This window comes from Pseudomonas sp. FW305-7 (assembly GCF_058786735.1).
In genome coordinates, this window is the sequence record NZ_JBYSZA010000017.1 from 13,484 (window position 1) to 32,447 (window position 18,964).

An 18,964-nucleotide genomic window follows, 5' to 3' on the forward strand; every position below is an offset into this window, starting at 1 on the left:
TGCCCCGATTGAATCACGACGGACGGGCAATGCCTGCCAGCCATTTATTTGCCAGAGTTTTCAGGGTGCCACCCGGAACATCAGCTTCAAGTGTTCCGCCCATTGGCAGTACTTGCCCGCCCGCTAACAGCCACGCCTGATACTCAAGCCAGTCGCGATTGGTTGAATCCTGTGGAATGAATGCTGAGTCTTCAATGCGCAGCACCCCGCAAGCAGTCAGTTGATATGTCATAAGCTCAATCCTAGATTTCAGCGTCCGCTGTCCATTCCAACTGCAAAGTCTGCCCTGGCGCACTGCCGACAGGCGTAACAGTGGCAAACGAAAGACCGCGCTCTGCCACACTTTGGAGAGTGGTACCGGTGCAAGCCTTGCTCATCGCTTGATTCCAGACTTGGTTACTGTTTTCGCCCGGGCAATAGGCGGTTACAGTCGGCTGTACTCGTTTCTGTACCAGAAAGCCGATAGTCATTCCGTACTGGCCGGTATTTCCCGTGGGAATTTGAGTGAAAGTCGCAGTACACGTGTTGGTACCGTTATTCGCTTTTATCGCCAGCCCGTTCACAAAGGATTTTTCAAAATAGCGCTGACAGAGCAACAGTTCTTCTGCGAAGGAACGATATTCGAAGGGAGTGGAAACGGGCCCCTCTTCCAACTGGATCCGGGTCAGATCCACTGTCTGCAATACATTCAGCGGCAAGTCGAATGACAATGTCAGACAATCATTGACTCCCTTCATCTTTCCGGCGATAGCAGGCACTTGGAAGGTTGCGGTGTGTCGAGTCCACGTCGTGTTCAGTTGAAAAACATCTACAACTTTTACAACTGCTTCCGAGCCCCCCGCACCAAACTGCTGGGCAATCGCGACTCTTAATGGTCGAACCGCGTCGGAGCGCGCCCAAAATGTCAACGTAGCGGTTTTACCCGCAAGGGTTCTGACCGACTCGATACTCTGGGAAACCTTGTGGGTGGTAGCTCCAGCCCCGGCCGCTGTTTGCTGCCAACGCAGAAAACAGGCCGGTTCGCCAGGAACGTCAGTTTGCCCGAGAGGAAAAACCTGACGACTGATATTCACCGCAGCACTACCGTTCCAGTCGCAGCGAAAGCGATCTGCCACATAACCACCGATGTTCGGGCCTTGGTTTGTCGTTCCGCGCTGCCAGATTTCGAACCCGCCATTGATCAGCACATTCCTGCGATACACCTGTACCGGAAATTGTTGCAACGGATCCGGTTTGGATAATTGCCGGATCGCCTGAGCCAATTGATCAGTCTGTAGTTCGTCCGGTTTCAAACCAGCCGCGGTAATCGCGCTGAGTATTTCCTGAGTAACACTGTTGCCCCAGCTCGCAGGGATCAGCGATCCCGGCGTTCCGGCTATCGCGTCTTCGTCAACAAATTTGCCGTCGACCAAGCCAGAGCTGAGGACGCTTCTTGGATAATCCACTCTAATTCCTCTTCAGATCCGCGACGACTCAGCCGTTCGTTTGCAGCAAGATTTGCAGCCAGTCGGGTTCAACCGGGCGTGAGCGTGCATCCGGAAAATCCGGGTCATTGGGCCACTCGCGTAGTGACTGTCGGTAAGCCAGCAGTTGTTTGAACTCTTCGGCGAGCAGAGTGGTGCCCTCACCAACGTCCAGCTCTTCAGCGTCGCGAAGCACCAGCCATTGGGTGTCTTGCAGCACTTTGTTACGCCATGCGCGCTCATGGCTGGCAAGGGCAATCGTGGAAATAACAGGGTCGGTCAACACAGGTTGACCGCTGGCACTGGCGCTAATGACTTTGCCGCTTGCCTGCCCGGCAAACAGCTCGACGTATTGGGCTTGGGTAATCTCCACTGCCCCTTCAGGCAGTTCCGCAAGCGCGCTGTCAACTCGATCAAAGCCGAGACTTTTTGCATAAAAGTAAATCGTCATGCTCAGTACCCCCAAACCAGAATGCGGCCCGAAATGCCCGAATCAACCTTTACACTTGAAGCCAGAACGCTTCGGACCCTAGCGACCGCTGTCGTTGTCGTGGAGCTCCCACCGTCAAATGCCCAAACGGTGACATTGGCGGCACTCCATCCTGCCGGGTTACCTTCATTGGCAATACCTCCGAGGACAGCATTGGGAAACCTGATCGGCAACGACACCGTCATGTTGCCATTCGCATCGGATCCACCCGTCACCCACTGCACGATCAAACCGCTGGGAAGCTTTTGATATCCCGATGTGGCGAACTGTGCGGCGTAATTGGCCGAGTACTTCAGCGCAGCCGTGCCATAAACCACCCACACACCGGACTCTCTGACGAAGTTCGCACTTTCACCATTGTTCATTACGATCGACGTCAGATAAGCCCCTTGAGGACTGATCTGCGTGCCGGTTTTACTGGCCACCGTGACAGGTGCGCTATTGCGGCAATGCAGGCTGATCGTGGCGCCACTCGGCACCGCAGCGGTATCCGGAAGCGTCACGGTATACGCTGCGTTACCACCCAGACCGATCGAGCAGCCGACATCGGACAAGGTCAATTGCGTGGCGGCGGATATCCCACGCGCACTTGCATAATTGCCCAACGCCCGCTGCACAAACTCGGACGTTGCTGCCGAGCGTCCGCCATCAAACTGCGGGGCGGTCATGAACAATGCCGGACTGCGCAATGCCCCCAGCAACTGATTGTTCGACGACTCATTCGGTGTCAGGCCGGCCGCCTGAACCACGTTAAGAATTTCTTGCGTGACGCTGTTGCCCCACGTCGCCGGGATCAGCGAACCGGGTTTTCCGGCAACTGGGTCCTCATCGACAAACTGGCCGTTGACCAGCCCGACACTGGGTACACTTTTGGGATAGTCCAAGGTTAATCTCCTTGATTGAAATACAGTGGGTGCGCAGGCCTCAGCCAATCACGCTGGCCAGCCAAAGCGGCGCAGATGGCCGGGAATCCGCTGTGGGAAAAAGCGCTGAATCAGGCCAGTCGCGCAGCGCTTGTCGGTACTCGAGCAGTTCCAGATATTGCGAAGCCTTGAGCAAGGTCCCACGCCCCAGTTCCTGCTCATCGCGATGGCGAGTGACCAGCCATTCAGTCGCTGACAGGGATGCCTGACGCCAGCTACGTTCCGCTGCCGCAGGCGCTTGATCTGCAACAACCGGCGCCTGGAGGATCACCGGACTTTGCTGCGCGGGCAGTGGTTCGGCAGCTGTCGGCAACTGACTGATCGGCGCGCCGATTTCGACCGCCTGGCCATCCGGCACTCGCACCATCGACTCGACAAAAGACGGCGCGAACAGTTGGCTGATTGCGTAGTCACCGGCGTCGATCCGTTCGACGACCACGCCGTTCTCGATCCGTGCATAAACGGCCATTACTCGTACTCCCAGATTTCACAGAAGGCGTTGCCGCCGGCGCCGCTGACGAATGAACTCGACGGATTTGACGAGCAAGAGCCACTGCCTCCCGAGCCTCGGACGCCTGCGAAACCCGGATTGTGTACGCCCCTGTACGGGCCGCCACCGTCAAACGGGCTGGCAGCTCCGCCTCCGGAGAGCATTCCCCAATTGCCGTTGAACATTGCGTAGCCACCGGTGTGACCCCGTGCATTGGCAAGGTTGCCGCCCACGGCGTCTTGACCCCCAGTGCCACCCTGAACGTACCCCGAGGATGAGGTTGTCGTATCGATGTTCAGGATCTGTGCGCCGCCGCCTCCTGTAACGCTCATGTAGGAGCCGAAGGAAGCCCCACCGCCGACCTGCCCCATCGTAGTGCTGGCAGCTCCACCGGCCCCCAAAGAAACGGGCACGGCGGCAAGCATCTGGGGAGTCACGTCATACAGACTCTCCGCATAGGCCCCCGATCCACCGCCGCCACCGAGACGCAGGTTCCCGGAGGCGACAGATGCACAACCGCCGCCAGATCCACCGGCCCCCACCAGTCGAACACGAATACGTCTGGCCTTGGGGTTAGGCTTGTAAACCGTGATCCCGACCGTCTCGAACTGCCGAACTGCCAGCAGCCGTCCCACCGCATCGGTGATGCCATAACCGGCCAAAGTGGTCGGGGTGTTTTTCAGTTTGGTGAAGTCGACCAGTGCACCGATTGCGCTGGCCAGTTGATCGGTTCTGGCTTCATCCGGCGTAAGTCCGGCCGCCTTGATCGCATTGAGAATTTCCTGGGTGACGCTGTTGCCCCACGCCGCGGGAATCAACGATCCCGGTGTTCCGGCGAGCGGGTTTTCATCGACGAAGCCGCCGTTGACCAAGCCAACACCAGCAACGGTTTTTGGATAGTCCACTTCCGAGTCTCCAGTTTTTTACAGGCAGCCGAATGCCGGCAGCAAGAGGCCACCTGTAACGCAGTTAGTGGGCAGGTTCAGTCAGACGGAGGGGGATACAACCAGCTTTGCAGGGGCTACCGGCCAGTCAATGGACAATGGATAGTCAGGTTGCAGTTCAATATTTGCCAACTTCAGTGCATAGCGTTTCCAGGCCTGCAATACCGTCAATTGATCACTGGATGCCTCACCCAACTCATAAGCGTATTGCAGAGGGGCTACACGAATGACCACTTCTTGCAGACACTTGTCGCGCTCGACATTCGCCCGTGCAACGGAGGCAGCGCGCTGCGCCTCCAGATCCAGTTCCCAGTCATTGTCCTTCCAGACGTAGTATTCGCCCGGGCGCGCCTTGGATGTCAGAGAGTCAGGCAGTGGGCCTAACTCCGACCAATAGGTAGCCATGCCGGTGTCTTTGTAATAGACAATCGTGTTGCGCAAGTCGACCATTTGGGAGGCGATACCATTGCGCCATACCCAGACATAGCCAGGTTCAGCAGGTGGCAATTGTTCCGCCAACTCGATCACATTGCCGGGAACCTGAACGCCTATTCCAGGCGTAATCGGTAACTCGATCGGCCCGGTCATTTCTTTGGTCGCTTCGTTTACAACATAGTAGTAAGTCATTGTTCACTTCCTTTTATAGCTGAAAAATGCCGCAGAGCAGCGGTGTCAGATGAGTTTGATCCTGCCGGGATAGGCCATGTTGCGCGGACGGGTTTCGACACCGCCGGTGTTTTCGGTAAACCCGAGACTGATGTTGGCCTGATTAAACAAGGCGTCAGGCGCCGCGTTCGGTGCCGACACCAGCGGAACGCCCAGCATGTCGCTTTTGAGTTCGTGTCGATGAGAACGGAACATGTCGACCTGCCAACTCCCAATCGAGCGACCGGCATCAACCCCACGCCCCTCATCGCACACTCTGATGAACTCACCTCGACCCTCCGGCCCGCGAAAGGTCAGCGTGCCATCTCCGCTGGTCCAGCCACCCTCGGCCCCGACCCTCGCGGCTTCAGTGGTCAGGGCGCCGGACTGCTGCGCGTGATCCCACAACCACGGCCAGTCGCTGCGACCGAATATCGCCCCGTTAAGCGGGCCGTAACCTCCGGGGTTGAGCAGTGCTGTGGTCTCGAAGACAGCCCGGCCCAACGGCGTGCCATCGAAGCGTCCGATCGGCCACCAGTTGCCTGCACCATCACTGCGCAGATGCCACCAGTCACCAGAACCCATCAGGACAAAAAAGGGGTAACCGGCAGCGGCGAGATGGGTATGAAATCTGATTTTGTCGGTGCCAGACGCGCGTACTGCCAAGCGCGATGTCGAGTTGTCGACCCGACGAACTATGACGTCGCGAACACCCAAGGCAAGGTCCGCCGACGGCAGGCTGATGGTGGTCGCACCACTGCTCGCATTGACGAGCACCAACCCGAGCTCATTTGCCGCCAACGCTTTGGAGGCCGACACACTGGTCACCGACGTTGCCATCGGGCTGGCCAATGCCAACAGCACTTGCAAGGCTTTGAGCAACTGCCGGTTGTCACCTTCAGCGGGCATCAGTCCCGCTCCAGTGACAACGCTGAGTATTTCCTCTGTGACCGCATTGCCCCACACCGCCGGAATCAGAGATCCCGGCGTGCCCGCCACCGGGTTTTCATCGACGAAGCGGCCATCGACCAGGCCGACGCTGGGGACGCTTTTGGGATAATCCATAGGTTGTTCGTTCCTTTGAAATGACAAATGACCAACGTCGGCACGGCGTTTTCCGAGTGCCTGTCAGGGTCGGTTTTCTGAAAATAAAAAGCCCACATTGAAGTGGGCTTGGGTGACGCTGAACGAAGGCTGCGCGACTTAGCTGGAAAGACCGCTCACCAGTTCGCGAATGGCGACCAATGCTTCGTCACCAGCGCTGCGCGCCAGATCCATTTTGCCCTTGGCAGCCTGCGCGCGAATCTGCGCTTTGGCCTTCAGGCGCAAGGTGCGCAGACTCAGGAGGTGATCGGTCAACTGATCGGCTTTGCCAAGAATCTGCTCGGCAGCCTGTTTGGCTGTACGACCTTTGACCACCCAGGCAGCGACCGACAGCGGCACTTCCTTTTTCGGGTAGCCGGCGTCCTGATAGGCCTGCGCGTCGGCCGCTGCCTGGGCGTATTCCATGGCTTTCAGCGGGTCGCCGGCCAGTGCGGTACGAGCATTGTCAGCGGCGGCATCGACTTTGCTGCACAGCTGCTCGGCTTCCTGCTGTTCCAGCTCGGCGGCTCTGATGGAATTCAGTTGCCATTTTTCGCCATCCCAATCATGAGCAACAGAAGGTTGTGCCGGGCGCAGACCGTCCTCGAACTGATGCAGTTCTTGAATGATGATCATCGGATCAACTCCCAGGAAAAACTGATATTGACCGCTGCTGTGAAATTGACAGCGATACCCGATGCATAGTCAGACAAACCGTGACTCTTGAGCCCCATGCTGAACAACAGTTCATCGCTTGCGGCGTTGCTGGCGCCCCAAGTGTGTTCTGTCTGGTAGCTCTGCCAAAGCGAGCGCAATTCAGCATGGTCAAAGCTGGCAGTGAGTGTCGAAACGGTCGTGTCGCTCACCACGTTGCTGGAGAAAATCAATACAGGTGCATTTGCAGTTGCCCAGCCGTCCCAGTTACTGGATGTTCCAATCGTCGGGTTCAAGAAACAGTAATTGCCGCCGAGCCACCCTGCGGGTGCAAACCCGACAGAACTGATAGCCGTCGGATGCGGCGTCGGATTGCCCACCACCAGCCGCGCCGCCCGCGCATGTGGATCGAGTGGAAGGTAAACCACACCATTGCCGTTAACTGTCTGCGTCCACGTCAACCGGCTCCGGTTGTAGATCGGCCTGACAATTGGCACCGACCCGGGTCCTGCTGTCACCACCCATGCCAGACAAATATCCAGAGGCGTCGACTGGAAACCGCCTCCCGCCGCCCCGTTGATCGTGCCCTTCAAGCCTTCCGGTGTAGCATCGTAGATCGTGCCGCGCTGCGTATAGAAGGTCAGCACACCAGCGACCACTTGTGCGCGCAAAAAGTAGCCGGAATTCGGCAACAGATCAGCACTGCTCCAGGTTTGTGTCGTAAAGGTACGCGGACGCCCCAACTGACCTGCCAGTACTTCCTGGCCGAGGCTGACCAACACACCGGGCAGAATGGATAACCGCCCGCCACTGGTGGCAAACGCAGTCGGCGTGATAGGGAGGCGACCGTCCGATGTCGCCACGGTCGCAGTCGGCAAGGCGCCAATCGGCAGCGCCGAATCCAGATTCCAGCCCTTGGCCGAAACGCTCTGAATCGCCTGCAACAGCTGATCATATTTCTTCTCGTCCGGGGTCAGTCCACCGGCATTGATCACGTTGATAATTTCTTGGGTAACCCCGTTCCCCCAATCCGCCGGAATCAACGATCCCGGGGTTCCGGTCATCGGGTTCTCATCAACAAACTTCCCGTTCACCAAACCGGCGCTGGGCACACTGTTCGGATAATCCATGGCTCACTCCCCCCTAGTCATAATTGATATGCACCTTGGTATGCGCCGGCGCACTGCGGTGGATCAGGCATTCCAGCGCCGAGCCCGGATTGACGCCGAAGCGTTCGCCCCAGTAGCTCGCGCCGAAACGCCGGCCGAGCAGCAAGCGGCCGCCGGTGTTGAGCGTCCACATGAATTGCGCTTCCCAAGTGCCGAAATGCGCCGCGCCAAAACGCGCGCGGCCCATGCGTGGGGCTTCGAGTTCGGTGATGCTGGCGTTGGGGTAGCCCTGGCTTTTGGCGATTTCGAGGTAGTAACCGACGGCCTGACTGCCGACCGCGAGCAAACGCCGGCGTACGGCGAGGCGGCGGTCGTCGAACAGTGGCGTGGCGCCGAGGCATGGGTCGGGCAGATCCATCACCCGTTCCCAGTCCGGCACCAGTTCGCTGACTCCGGCCGGGTCCATTTCGTTGAGCAGGTCGGCGGCGCGGGCGTCGAGGCGTGCCAGTTCGACGGCGACGCCATGCAGGACTTCTTCGAGTTCCGGGACTTGCTCCGGGTCCCAAGCGGGACCGGCGGGCAGCAAGGCGCGCAGTTGCGCCTGGTATTGCGCGGCGGTTCTTATGCCCCCCATACGCAACCTCCGAAAGTCAGCAGTTCGCTCTTGCCGGCAGGCACGTCAGCCGCCGGTGCGGTGAGCGTGTGATCGTATTCGCCGCCAGCGCTGCTGATGGCTTCGCGGATATGGCTGATCAGCAGCGGCACGCCGAGATCGGCCTCGCGGTTGTGCAGATCGCGCAACTGCGCTTCGACCGCCGCACGCACGGCGGTGGTGTCGGGGTTGACGCTTTTGAAGCGATAGACCACCGGCACCTGAATCGGTCGCTGCACATGCACCTCGGCAGTCACCGGACGCAGCGGTTCGATGTAGTCCTGAACCTCGGCCAGTTGCTCATCGTTCGGTACCGGTTGCGGATCGTCGTCGCGCATGATGAACACCGTCACCGTGCCCGGGCCGAGCAAGCCGCCACGGCACCAGGCGCGGGTCACACCCGGCACTTCCAGCGCCCAGGTTTCATAGTCGCTGGACGAGCCGCCGTGGGGGATGACGCGATAGGAGCGAATCACCCGCGAGCGCAACGACTCCAGACTTTCTCGCGCCACACCGCCACTGAGCCCCGGCGCCAGAACGACGAAACTGCTGCCGACAACGCCGGCAATCGGTTGCACCGGCGTCAGCGTCAGACCCGCGTCGGCGTTGCCGAGGCTGCCGGCGTCGAGCGCAGCGATCGTGGTGCTGTTGCTGCCATTGCTGGTGGTGCGCGCGGCGGTGACTTTGTAGGTGCGGCCATCATTGGATTGCAGCAACGTGTCAACGTCGAGCACGGCACCCGCCGTCGCAGTAAAACTCACACTGCCGGTGGCCACTTGCGCAGGTTTGCGCGGTTGGTTCAGGCGCAACGCGGCGATGCGTTCCAGGGTCGATTCGTCGGCCTTGTCCGGCAGGATCTGCTCGGCAATCCAGTCGAGATAACCGTACAGACCATAAGCCGCGCCGCCTAAGGTGCGGGCCAGCACTTGCGCATCGGACTGGCGCAGCGAATCGCCGGCCAGGTCGCTTTGGGTGCGCTTGATCAGCACCGGCAGCGAAGGAGTTTCAAACGGCATAGATCACCTGCCAACTGTTATCGGGGTTGATGTCCAGACGTTCGCCGTCGGCCAGGGTCAGGACCGTGCGCAGGTTCAGGCGCTGGGCGTCGAGGCGTTCGCTGATGATGTCGATGGCGCTGCAATGGCCGTCGTCGATCAGCCATTGCAAGGCTTCGCGAGCGTAGAACTCGGCGTCCATCTGGGTCTGTCGGGTCAGCTTGACCCGGCGCAGCAGCCACAGCCGCGAACCGATACGGTCATCGGCGACGGTGGGAAAAGTGTCGCCCCACCAACCGAAACGCTCCTCGTCGTCGAGGGCATCGTCATCGGCGGCGCGGCGCCAGGTAAACAGGCTGATGAGTACGGATCGGGTCAGTGCGGCGTGGAGGTTCGGGCTGATCAGCATCACTTGCCTCCTGCCGGCGCGCCGGTCTGGCCGCTACCGGCCTGCACGCCGACATGCACGTGTTTGATCTGGCTGATGCCGCCGGCCAGTTGATCACCGGTGGATACGATCTTGCCGGTCTGGTTGATCACTGGCGTATCGAAGTTCACGGCGGTACTGGCGCGGATGTTCAGCGTGGCGGTTTCGATGTCGATGATCCGTCCGCGCTTGAAGTGAATCCTGTCGCCCTCGTCGGTGTAGATCGCCACTTCGCCGGCAGCCAGCGATTGCAGGCGATAGCGACGGTCGGCGACCACCAGGGCGATGGCGTGGGAACGGTCACCGCCGAGGAACGTGACGATCCCTTCGGCGCCAGCCAGTGGATTGCTGGTGAAGCCATACGGCTCGAAGTGTTCGAGGTCATCGTTCACTTCGCCGGCGGTAAGGCGCATTTGCAGCGATTGCAGCTTGGATGCCGAATTGGCGAGCACGACAGTGCCGCGCGCCAGCAGGCGTGTCAGTAGGCTCATGGGATGTCCTCAAGGCTTTGCCAACACAAAACCTGTGGGAGCGGGCTTGCCCGCGATGGCGGTGTGTCAGGCAAAGAAGTGTTTACGGTAACCACCGCTATCGCGGGCAAGCCCGCTCCCACAGGGACCTGTGTCAGGCCTGTTTTTTTTTCGGAGGCGTGGGATCGGGATCGAAGGTGTGCGGCGGCGCCACTTGCAGGGTCGTCACCGAGCCTTGCGCCGACAGCGAGTACGTCACTTTGGAAATCAGCATGTCGCCATCAAACCCGAGTACCGGATCCGTGACCTTCACCAGCGTGTTGTGGCGCCACAAGTCACCGTTGGACTGGCGCCAGCCTTGCACCTGATAGGTGGTGGTCTGCGCCCGGCCCATGCGGGTCGCGCTTTCCCACTGGGCACGTTGCTGAGCCAACTCGAAGGTCAGCGCCGTGCCCTCGTTGATGATCGTCGTGCGCCGACGTTTGAAAGACAGATCGGCAGCCGTTGATTCCACTTCGCTGACTGCCGCCCCGCTCTTCTTGTCCGAACCTTTTTGCTGACCGATCACCCGGTATTCGGAGAACACCTGGCTGTGATCCATCGGCGCGTTGGCCGACAAAATGTTCTTGCCCAGCTCCAGCGCATCACTCGCCCGACCGCCACTGCCGGGCTTGGCCAGCACCAGCCGACCCTGCTCGTCATCGGTGGAAAACACCCGGAACAGCGAGAGCAAACGGTCGATCGACTGGAACACCGTTTCGCCCGGCACAATCGTGTGTTTGGCCAGTCGCGCAGTCTCGGGAATCTGGTTGACCACCATCAGCGAGTATTCCATCGCCAAGGCCTGAACGATGCTCAGCAACGGTTGTTCCTGCCATTGATTGGGCCGGTTGGTGGCGGCGCAATCGACCAGATCCTGCGTCCTGGAACTGCCCTCGATGGTCAGGCCGATCTGCCGGCCGTCGTAACGGATCGGTGCCTTGAACACGTACCCCGTAAGCACCAGATCGTTGCCGATCTTTACTTCGCACGGGTCGCCGGGTTTGATCCGCTGATCCACTGTTTGCCCCGGCCATTGCCAGGTGATGTCGAGTTTGAAGGTACGAAACTGGCGCTCCAGATCAGCAGTGATTTCCACGCTTTTCCAGCCGCCGTATTCCAGGTTGTTGACCGTCAGCGTGACGCGGTTGTCCATGTCGCTCATGGTCTACTCCCTGGAGACTTTCACGTCATTGGGTGAAAAGCCCGGATGGTTCATCGCGTTACTCTGAGTCACCTGAGTCACCCGTGTGGCATCGGCAAATTGCTTGTAAGCCACGACCAGCGCCGGCAGGCTTTCCTGGAACGATTTAGTGACCTGTCGCACACCGGATGACGCCACGGCCTTGAGGTGCGCAATCAGCGCTTCCTTCACATCATTGATTGCCTGGTGGTGCTTGGGGTCGGCCTTGTCCAGCATCGGATCGATTGCCACCCCGACAGCCTTTTGCAGCGCTTTCATCTCATCGGTCACCGGCACTTCCTGACGGGTCACCGGTTGGTCCGCCTGATGCGCCACCGAAGGTGTCGACAACAGTTTCACCGCAGGGGCCGCCACTGGCATCGACGCAACCCATTGCGCTACTTTGACCAGCATCGTGTCCTGCACCAGATCGGCCATCGCCTGCGCTGCTGCGTTGGTGTCCTTGCCCGTGGTGATCTTCGGCGCATCAGCCTTGCGGATGGCTTCGAGTTGTTGGGAGACGTCGGCAATCACGCCACGATAGCCCTCCTTCGCGAACGCCTTCAGCTCCTTGATATCACCGAGCAAGCCCTTGAATTCCGCCGCCACTTCCTTGGGCAACTCCTTGACCGCTTTGACCAGTTCGGTGATCTGCCGGTACTGCTCGATCAACGGTTTGAGCTGTTCCTTGATCACCTCGTAAACCCCGGTGAGGCTGTTGCGCAAATTGGCGATGCCGATCCGCGCAGCCTTGATCAGCGTCATCGCCTGCTCGAAGCGCGCCACCGCCGAACCCAGCAAGGTGTCGGCTTTGGCCAGCAAGACTTTCTGGGTGCTGACAGTTGCAGTCGGAAACGGCAACGGCTTATCGGGATAGAACTTAAGGGTAAAAGTGACCAGCCCGCCGTCCTGGCGGGTGTGGGTCATGTCGCATTCGCCGACCTTGACTTGCAGGCGTCCCAGCCATGGATGCACCAGTTCACCGCTACCCGCTTCCAGTGCCTTGAGCAGCTTGTCGCGCTGCTCCAGGCAATCGGCACCGATGATGAATGCCGTGATGTCGTGGGTCTTGGCCTGTTGACCGAGGTCCTCGAAAAACGGCAGGTCACGCTGCGGGTACTCATGCAACTGACCTTTGCGACCGACCGGGGTTTTCGCCTGATCGATCCAAAAGCCGACACCACGAAAGGATGCCGGCAACAAACGGTCACGCCAGTTCATTGGAACCTCCTGCCGATAGCGAGCGATAGCCGATGCGCGACGACAGCGCCAGCCCTGGTTGATTGCTTTGCGGTTGATCGGTGCGCAGTCCGGCCGGCGCATTTTCGAAGCGCACGGTCAGGCCGCCTTCGAGTTGCGTCCGGTTGTTGGCGGCGCTTTGCTGGATCAGAGCGCTGGAGGATTGCGGCAAGGAGCCGCCCTGCAACGCCCCGGTGGACGGCGCTTGAGGGGTTGCGCCAAAAAACGCTGGGGCCAATTCACCTTTGCCTTCGGCATTGGTCTGGCGTTGCGCTTGGGTCAGGGTTTCGACCTTGCCGGTGACCTTGGCGATCAACCCGGCGAAACCACCGTCGAACAGTTCCTTGATCGGCGCGATGACGGTTTGCAGTTTTTGCCACAACTCGCCGAACCACTCGGTGATCGGCCCCCAGCTCTCGATGATCTGATCCAGGGGCTTCCATTCGAACAGGGTGTGCAGAAAATCCACGACCGGCGCGGACAACGCCAGCAGTACATCCCACAGCGCCGAAAATACTTCACCGATCGGCTGCCAGTACTGCGCAATCTGCTCCAGCGGCGACCACTCGAACAGGCTGGTGAAAAAGCCTTTGACCTGTTGCACTGACGTTTGCAGTGCCATCCAGATCGGTTCGAAAAACCCAACGACACCGCCCCAGGCGCTGGTGATCATTTCCATCGGAAAAAAATCGAACAACGTCCGCAAAGCCTCTCGGGTGCTTTGCACGGCCGATTGCAGTGCCGCCCACATCGGCTGGAAGTACGCAACGACACTGCCCCAAGCGCTGGTGATCATCTGCATGGGCGAGAAGTCGAACAACGAAACGAAGAACTCTTTAGTCGACTGCGCCACTTTTCGCAGCCCGGCGAACATCGGTTCGAAGTACGTGACAACACCGCCCCACGCACTGCTGATCATCTGCATCGGCGAGAAATCAAACAGGTTTCTGAGAAACGCCATCACCGGCACACTCAAGGCCTTGAGCAGTTCCCAGATCGCCGAAAACAGACCAGTCAGCGGCGCCCAGTTTTCCAGGATCATGCCGGCGGGCGTCCACGAGAACACCGATTTGAAAAAGTCGATCACCGGCGCAGTGACGGCTTTGACCTTGTCCCATATCCCGGAGAAAAATCCCGCGATCGGTGACCACAGCGCCGCCAGTGCATCCAGCGGGCGCCAATCGAGGATCGAGCGCAACGTCGCCATCGCACTAGCCCCCATGTTTTTCACGCCCTCCCACAGACCCTTGAAGAAAGCGCTGATCGGCGTCCAGTTGGCCACAATCAGACCGGCCGCCACCGCAATGCCCATGGCGATCAGCATGATCGGATTGGTCTTGAGCACCATGCTCATCACGTCGAACACCTGAGTCGCCCCGGTGACGGCGGTTTGCATCGCGGAGAAGGCCATCGCCCCCGCCGCCAGGCCTTCGACCAGTTGCGGGTTGTCCGCGAGCAGGCTGCCAACCTGAGTCAGCATCGGCTCAATCCCGACGACCAATGCTGCGACCGCTGGCGCCAGCGCGGTATCGATAGCGCCCGACACCTTCTCCATCGATGCACTGAACACGTTCATGTTCTGCGCGGCGACTTTCGGCGCGGCGGGCAGGTCAACGGTTTTCGCCGTCTCGCTGACTTCAGTCAAGTTGCCCTGAAACGCCGCCGCCGATTTGATGCCGTCCACGAACGGCGTGATCACGCTGCCGCCCTTGAACAGACCGCTGATGTCCAGTTTGCCGAGGCCGGTCTGTTCGAGGTTTTTCTTGAAGCTCTCGACCTTTACTCGCAGGGCGCCGAGTTTGGGCGACAGTTCATCGATGCCCGTCAGCAGCACCGGGGTTTTCGCTTTGTTTTCTTCGTCTGCCATCACTGCACCTGCTGCATCGCATTGATCCGTTGCGCGTGCTCCAGCGATTCGCGGAGCACATCCAGTGGCCTGGCCATCATCTGTTCGGGGTCAACCTTCCAGAACCAGGCCAGGTCATAGGCGACGGCGATCAGGTCGGTGATGGCGCCGACGCCGCACTCATGAAAAAACTCGCAACGGCCCAGCTCAACGCGTTGAGGTCAGCCAGATCCAGCTGGTTGACCGACGACGGCGGAATGCCGGCGCACACGGCGATGTATTTGGCCGCGACATCCATGTCGAGGCTGACCTCTTCGCTCTTGTCGATCTTGTACGGCAGCGCCTTGATCGCTCGCACTTCCTGCACCGTCGGGCGGCGCAGGACGAGTTCGGTCAGGGGCTCGCCGTGAGCTTCGATCGCAACTTGAAGCTTCACGGCGCCGCTCATTGCCAGGTCCCCTTGATGCCTTCGAATTTCAGTTCGATGGTGGCGTCATCGCCCTTGGATACCGGCTCTTCGACCAGGTAGGCACCGGCCAGCACGTAGACTTTGCCGTTGCTGAATTCACAGGTGACGGTGATGTCGGTGCCTTCGATCAGCTTCTTCAGCGGGAAGTCGGCGGTGTGCAGCGCGGTCACTTTGAACGACGGCGCGATGTCGGTTTCCTTGTAGAAACCGGGTACGACGGTTTCGCGTTTGACCGCCATCAGCGGGGCTTCGCAGCCGCCATTGATAGTCAGTTGCGCGCCGTCGACCTTGACGTAGCAGGTGCCTGCAATCAGTTGACCCATGGTGTTACTCCCTTGAATAAAAAAGCCCACGCGAGGTGGGCTGAATGCTTGACGCTAAACGCGGTTATCAAGCCGCGTCGTCGTACTGCAGACGGAATTGGTTGAGCAGTGCGAACACGCGCAGACCGTTGATGTAATCCGGCGGGAACAGCACATTCACGCGGCTCGGGTCCTGCACGTCGCGCTCGACGATCAGGTGCTCGGCGAACAGCTCGGCGTTCTCCACATGGCCTTCCAGTTCGAGCTTGGCGTACTGCGCGATCAGCTCGCCGCGAATGGTCGCTGGCGTCACGATTGGCTGGCCGGCGCCGAAACGGGTGCCGTCGGAGGCCAGTTTGTGCCGACCGTACTTGCTGGTGATCACGCTTTGCAGACGACGCACGATGAACGCCGACTGGTGCATGGTTTCGCTGTCCAGGTAGGAGTTGTCGGCCTGACCGTAGGCGTTTTTCTGGTAGGTGGTGATCGAACGCTGGATGCGCACGTAACCGCCTTCGTAGTAAGCGGTGGCGATGCCGTAGTTGAGCAGCGACTGACGCTCGGTCAGGGTGAAGCGCTCGCTGGCCGGCGCCGGATCAACGCCCGGCAGGCTGCCGCTTTGCGTCGGACGGCTGGCGTCGGCGGAGATGAACACGGCGGTGCGCGCAGCCAGTGCTGCAGCTTGTACCCAGAACGGTTGCGGTACGCCCGGCTCCAGCGCCTGAATGGTCATGTGCTGGTCATTGCGCGCCTGGCCGGCTGCGACCAGCGTGCCAACGGTGCCACGCTTGGCGCTGTAGACGTGACCGAACAGTTGCTTGGCCCAGGACCAGCGACCGGTGCTGTCATCCATGACCGCTTGCCAGGTGTTGAGGGTCGACAGATCCGACCATGGCAATGCGATGAACTCGAAGGGTTCGTCACCCAGTGCCGCCACGGCAGCGATCTGATCCGGAACGCCGGCGCCGCCGGTCATGGCGGTGATGGCGCTGGTCAGGCCGGCCGGGGTTTCTTCGCCGTTGCTCTTGCCCAGGCGATTGAATTGCAGGCTGATGTCGTTGCCGCTATCGCCGGTCCATTTGGCGTTCAGGGTGACCACGCCTTCGGCAGCCGCAGCGCTCACCGGCAGATCGGCCGTGGCGTTGATTTTCTGCGCCAGCGCAGTCGCTGCTTGTGCCGCGGTGGCACCGTTGACCACGGTGGCCTGCACACGCACACCACCGACGTACAGGTTGAGCACGCCCGCCTGGGTCGCGGTGCCGGTCAGGGTCAGCACGCCTTTGGCGATGGCGCCTTCAGTGTTGTGCAGCGGCAGGCACCAGATCTCGCCGATCGGGTCGGCCTTGCGGAAGGTTTCGTACATCGAGGCGAGCATCGAGCCCTGGCCACCGATGCTCTTGGCCAGCGCCACGCTGGAGACCAGCACCAGTTTGCCGACTTCAGTCGGGGCAATGTTGTCGTTGACCTGAGCGACGATCAAACGACGCAGAGACGAGCTCGCGCTATTGGCGGCCGAATTGTCCATTTCGGCATAGAACAGCGGAACACGAATGTCCGCGGGGATGTTGCTGAATCCGATCGCCATTATTTGGCTCCCTGTGGTTTAGCCGCTTTTGCGGTTTTGATAGTGATATCGCCGTCGGCCAGACGCCGGCGCCACCAGGCGCTGTCCAGCACTTCACGGCCTTCGGCCGGCAGCAGATCGCCCGCCTCCGGGTCAGGTACGACACGGCCTTCGGCCGGCAGTACGGTGATGCGATTGCTCATGGGGTTACGTCTCCAGAGAAAGTCATTTCCACGCGCCCATCGGGGCCCGGGCGTTTCAGGTTGGGGTCGGCCGGGTCGATCGCATCGACCCGCACGGTAGCCCCGGTAAAGGACGACAAACCGTCCAGTTCGCGCTCGTGCCAACTCTCCGCAGGCTGACTGGGCAGATTGCGTCCGAGCTGGAACTCGGCAAAAAAGCGCAGCCGGTAAAACACGCGGCTGCTGTTGATCGAGACCAGTTCGCCGCCGTCGTAGACGATGGCGCTGTAGTCCTTGCTCGGTTTGAACCCCACCAGCGCGCGCCAGATTTCAGCGCGCAGGTCATGCAACAGATCCAGCGCTTTTGTAGCGTCGGTTGCGTCAAGTGCGAGGACGATGTCGAAGCGATCGCGGATCGGTTGGCTGGTGAGGTTTTGCGCGGTGCTGTTGCTGGCCAGATCGGCCAGCGGTGTGATGTGGGCCGACGGTGTCGGCAGATCAGGGTTGCCTTGCAGCAACGCCAGATCGACACCCACCGAAATGTGATTGGCAAAGCCAGGGCATTGCCCACGCAGCTGCGTGAGGATCGGGGTGATCTTCATGGTGGTGTTCCGGAATTAGGGGAGTGACCGCAGGACTCATGTAGGAGTGAGCCTGCTCGCGATGGCGGACTTACATTCAGAATCGATGCTGACTGACACACCGCAATCGCGAGCAGGCTCACTCCTACAGGGATATCTGTCGCTGTGAGGTCACGCAGAATCAGGCTTTGGCGTCCGCCTTGGGGTCGAGGCCGGTTGCCTCGATCAGGCAGCGATAGCTTTCCTCGCGCTTGCCGCTGGCGGTGACCTTTTCGATCGACCAGCGACCGCGCATGAAGTCTGGCCAGGTGTCATCGAGCACCAACAGGCCTTCGGCAGCCAGCAGCGGATCGCCCGGACAGGTGACCTTCAGCTTGTATTTCTCGCGCAGCATCTTGCGCACTTCGGCTTCGCCGATGGCTTTGGCTTCTTCTTCATTGGCCTGTTTCTGGCGAATGACTTTGTAGGGTGCCTTGCCGGTTTTCACCTCCACCTGCTTGCCGGCATTGGCGTCCCAACAGCAGGTCTTGCAACCCTGATTCTGGGTGCGGGCAGTCTCTTCCAGTGTGGCGCTGATGAAGGCGTGATCACCCGGTCGATTGTTGCTGGTTACCGACAGCCTGACGTCCGGTATCACTTGGCCCGATAGGTTTTTCAGCTGCGCCGGTTTCGCCAGCACGTAGAGGTCGTTGAACGGTTTGGCCACCGCGTCGTACTTCTTTGCCAGTCGCGTGATAAAGCCCATGTCGGTTTCGTTCGACTGATCGACATGGGTGATCCTGATCAGCGCCAGTTCGGGATCGACGCGCGGCGAAAAACCGTGCCGCAAGACCAGCTCGCGAAACAGTCCGCCAAGGGTTGTCGGGCCATGACTGGCCGTGCGCCGTTCCTTGAATCGGGTCTCATCCTTGCCACTGAAAGGCGCTGCGGTCGCCACCAGCGTCAGGCGTAACGGGAACAGCGTCGGGGTCAGTCGAGTCACTTTGAACTGGCCCTTTTCAACCAGCCCGGACTCCAGATAGCCCACCCGCAGGCCGATGGTTCCGCCCAGGGTCGGCAAGCCTTCGAGGCCTTCCAGGTCGATCACCAGTGTCAGCTGATCAGACTCCATCCCGGCAGCATCAATGTGCTCCCAACTGATCAGACGCTGGTTCAGCAAGGCCTGGTTGGCGCCGTAGATTTCGATCGCCGGGGTAAATCCCTGTGCCATGCAA

23 protein-coding genes are annotated in these 18,964 nt (G+C 60.0%); all 23 read right to left on the bottom strand.

Translation table 11 applies throughout. The annotated features are described in order from the left end of the window. Nucleotides 1-13: 13 nt before the first annotated feature. The 23 genes from AC3WMT_RS19510 to AC3WMT_RS19620 all read right to left on the bottom strand — a co-directional run bounded on the left by AC3WMT_RS19510 (nt 14) and on the right by AC3WMT_RS19620 (nt 18,960). Nucleotides 14-232 (bottom strand): hypothetical protein, encoded by a 219-nt coding sequence (locus AC3WMT_RS19510; protein WP_103302976.1) that lies wholly within the window; start codon nt 230-232, stop codon nt 14-16. 10 nt (nt 233-242) lie between these two features. Continuing rightward, nucleotides 243-1,445, bottom strand: coding sequence for a carbohydrate-binding protein CenC (locus AC3WMT_RS19515; RefSeq protein ID WP_103302977.1), 1,203 nt, complete (start codon nt 1,443-1,445; stop codon nt 243-245). A gap of 28 nt (nt 1,446-1,473) precedes the next feature. Beyond that, nucleotides 1,474-1,914: a phage tail assembly chaperone gene (locus tag AC3WMT_RS19520; protein ID WP_103302978.1), complete on the bottom strand. Its 441-nt coding sequence runs from the start codon at nt 1,912-1,914 to the stop codon at nt 1,474-1,476. A gap of 2 nt (nt 1,915-1,916) precedes the next feature. After that, nucleotides 1,917-2,837, bottom strand: coding sequence for a gp53-like domain-containing protein (locus AC3WMT_RS19525; RefSeq protein WP_103302979.1), 921 nt, complete (start codon nt 2,835-2,837; stop codon nt 1,917-1,919). A gap of 40 nt (nt 2,838-2,877) precedes the next feature. Then, nucleotides 2,878-3,345 carry a phage tail assembly chaperone gene (locus AC3WMT_RS19530; protein WP_103302980.1) on the bottom strand — a complete coding sequence of 156 codons (468 nt, stop codon included), beginning with the start codon at nt 3,343-3,345 and terminating at the stop codon, nt 2,878-2,880. Beyond that, on the bottom strand, nt 3,345-4,271 hold the full coding sequence (locus AC3WMT_RS19535; protein ID WP_103302981.1) for a glycine-rich domain-containing protein: 927 nt from the start codon (nt 4,269-4,271) through the stop codon (nt 3,345-3,347). The genes AC3WMT_RS19530 and AC3WMT_RS19535 overlap by 1 nt, the downstream gene beginning before the upstream one ends. Nucleotides 4,272-4,352: 81 nt before the next feature. After that, on the bottom strand, nt 4,353-4,937 hold the full coding sequence (locus AC3WMT_RS19540) for a tail fiber assembly protein (protein ID WP_103302982.1): 585 nt from the start codon (nt 4,935-4,937) through the stop codon (nt 4,353-4,355). Between the two features lie 45 nt (nt 4,938-4,982). After that, on the bottom strand, nt 4,983-6,020 hold the full coding sequence (locus AC3WMT_RS19545) for a phage tail protein (RefSeq protein ID WP_103302983.1): 1,038 nt from the start codon (nt 6,018-6,020) through the stop codon (nt 4,983-4,985). A gap of 138 nt (nt 6,021-6,158) precedes the next feature. Continuing rightward, nucleotides 6,159-6,674, bottom strand: a complete 516-nt coding sequence (locus AC3WMT_RS19550) for a phage tail protein (protein ID WP_103302984.1) — start codon at nt 6,672-6,674, stop codon at nt 6,159-6,161. Beyond that, nucleotides 6,671-7,822, bottom strand: coding sequence for a phage tail protein (locus AC3WMT_RS19555; RefSeq protein WP_103302985.1), 1,152 nt, complete (start codon nt 7,820-7,822; stop codon nt 6,671-6,673). The genes AC3WMT_RS19550 and AC3WMT_RS19555 overlap by 4 nt, the downstream gene beginning before the upstream one ends. 13 nt (nt 7,823-7,835) lie before the next feature. Further along, nucleotides 7,836-8,435: a YmfQ family protein gene (locus AC3WMT_RS19560; protein WP_103302986.1), complete on the bottom strand. Its 600-nt coding sequence runs from the start codon at nt 8,433-8,435 to the stop codon at nt 7,836-7,838. Next, nucleotides 8,423-9,469, bottom strand: coding sequence for a baseplate J/gp47 family protein (locus tag AC3WMT_RS19565; protein ID WP_103302987.1), 1,047 nt, complete (start codon nt 9,467-9,469; stop codon nt 8,423-8,425). Before AC3WMT_RS19565 ends, AC3WMT_RS19560 begins: the two co-directional genes overlap by 13 nt. Then, a complete protein-coding gene (locus AC3WMT_RS19570) occupies nt 9,459-9,857 on the bottom strand; it encodes a phage GP46 family protein (protein WP_103302988.1) in 399 nt (132 codons plus the stop codon). Before AC3WMT_RS19570 ends, AC3WMT_RS19565 begins: the two co-directional genes overlap by 11 nt. Beyond that, nucleotides 9,857-10,366 carry a phage baseplate assembly protein V gene (locus AC3WMT_RS19575; protein ID WP_103302989.1) on the bottom strand — a complete coding sequence of 170 codons (510 nt, stop codon included), beginning with the start codon at nt 10,364-10,366 and terminating at the stop codon, nt 9,857-9,859. The genes AC3WMT_RS19570 and AC3WMT_RS19575 overlap by 1 nt, the downstream gene beginning before the upstream one ends. Nucleotides 10,367-10,499: 133 nt before the next feature. Beyond that, nucleotides 10,500-11,549, bottom strand: coding sequence for a phage baseplate assembly protein (locus AC3WMT_RS19580; protein ID WP_103302990.1), 1,050 nt, complete (start codon nt 11,547-11,549; stop codon nt 10,500-10,502). Nucleotides 11,550-11,552: 3 nt separating this feature from the next. After that, nucleotides 11,553-12,788, bottom strand: a complete 1,236-nt coding sequence (locus AC3WMT_RS19585; RefSeq protein WP_103302991.1) for a DNA circularization protein — start codon at nt 12,786-12,788, stop codon at nt 11,553-11,555. After that, complete coding sequence (locus tag AC3WMT_RS19590) at nt 12,775-14,673, bottom strand: phage tail protein (RefSeq protein WP_103302992.1); 1,899 nt, start codon at nt 14,671-14,673, stop codon at nt 12,775-12,777. Before AC3WMT_RS19590 ends, AC3WMT_RS19585 begins: the two co-directional genes overlap by 14 nt. Before the next feature lie 130 nt (nt 14,674-14,803). Next, nucleotides 14,804-15,100, bottom strand: a complete 297-nt coding sequence (locus AC3WMT_RS19595) for a phage tail assembly protein (RefSeq protein WP_007908778.1) — start codon at nt 15,098-15,100, stop codon at nt 14,804-14,806. Continuing rightward, a complete protein-coding gene (locus AC3WMT_RS19600) occupies nt 15,097-15,444 on the bottom strand; it encodes a phage tail tube protein (RefSeq protein WP_007908779.1) in 348 nt (115 codons plus the stop codon). The genes AC3WMT_RS19595 and AC3WMT_RS19600 overlap by 4 nt, the downstream gene beginning before the upstream one ends. A 67-nt stretch (nt 15,445-15,511) precedes the next feature. Then, entirely contained in the window at nt 15,512-17,008 is a 1,497-nt protein-coding gene (locus tag AC3WMT_RS19605) for a phage tail sheath subtilisin-like domain-containing protein (RefSeq protein WP_103302993.1), read from the bottom strand. Continuing rightward, nucleotides 17,008-17,190 carry a DUF2635 domain-containing protein gene (locus AC3WMT_RS19610; RefSeq protein WP_103302994.1) on the bottom strand — a complete coding sequence of 61 codons (183 nt, stop codon included), beginning with the start codon at nt 17,188-17,190 and terminating at the stop codon, nt 17,008-17,010. Before AC3WMT_RS19610 ends, AC3WMT_RS19605 begins: the two co-directional genes overlap by 1 nt. Beyond that, on the bottom strand, nt 17,187-17,771 hold the full coding sequence (locus tag AC3WMT_RS19615) for a phage tail terminator protein (RefSeq protein WP_103302995.1): 585 nt from the start codon (nt 17,769-17,771) through the stop codon (nt 17,187-17,189). Before AC3WMT_RS19615 ends, AC3WMT_RS19610 begins: the two co-directional genes overlap by 4 nt. A gap of 160 nt (nt 17,772-17,931) precedes the next feature. Beyond that, nucleotides 17,932-18,960, bottom strand: a complete 1,029-nt coding sequence (locus tag AC3WMT_RS19620) for a phage tail protein (RefSeq protein ID WP_103302996.1) — start codon at nt 18,958-18,960, stop codon at nt 17,932-17,934. Nucleotides 18,961-18,964 lie beyond the last annotated feature (4 nt).